The following is a 527-nucleotide window of genomic DNA, read 5'->3' as shown; positions in this document are numbered from 1 at the left end:
GAGCGCGTGACCCAGTACAACCGTCCGTTCAAGATTTGGAAGTTCCGTACTATGGTGACGGATGCGGATAAAAAAGGAAGTCTGGTGACTTCTGCTAACGACAGCCGCATTACCAAAGTGGGAAATTTCATTCGACGTGTGCGTTTGGACGAACTGCCTCAGCTGGTCAATGTCCTTAAAGGCGAAATGTCCTTTGTAGGCACACGACCTGAGGTGCCACGTTACACCGAGCAGTATAGCCCTGAAATGATGGCGACCTTGCTCTTGCCAGCAGGAATCACCTCTCCAGCCAGCATCAACTACAAGGATGAGGACACCATCATCAGTCAAATGACGGAGAAAGGCTTGTCGGTTGACCAGGCCTATGTCGAACATGTCCTTCCTGAAAAGATGCGCTATAACCTCGCCTATCTCCGAGAGTTTAGTTTCCTTGGAGACATCAAAATTATGTTTCAAACCGTGTTTGAAGTGCTAAAATAAAGTAGTCATGAGAAAATGAGTACAGATAAAAGGAGCAAATCAATGCC

At 47.1% G+C, this 527-nt stretch carries 1 protein-coding gene; it reads left to right on the top strand.

The annotated features are described in order from the left end of the window. On the top strand, nt 1-480 hold a 480-nt coding region (locus GMD1S_RS10865; protein WP_000364042.1), incomplete at its 5' end, for a sugar transferase. Between the last annotated feature and the right edge of the window lie 47 nt (nt 481-527).

The organism is Streptococcus sp. GMD1S (genome assembly GCF_000296875.1).
Classification (GTDB): Bacteria; Bacillota; Bacilli; order Lactobacillales; family Streptococcaceae; genus Streptococcus.
This window is presented reverse-complemented; position numbering and strand designations above follow the sequence as displayed.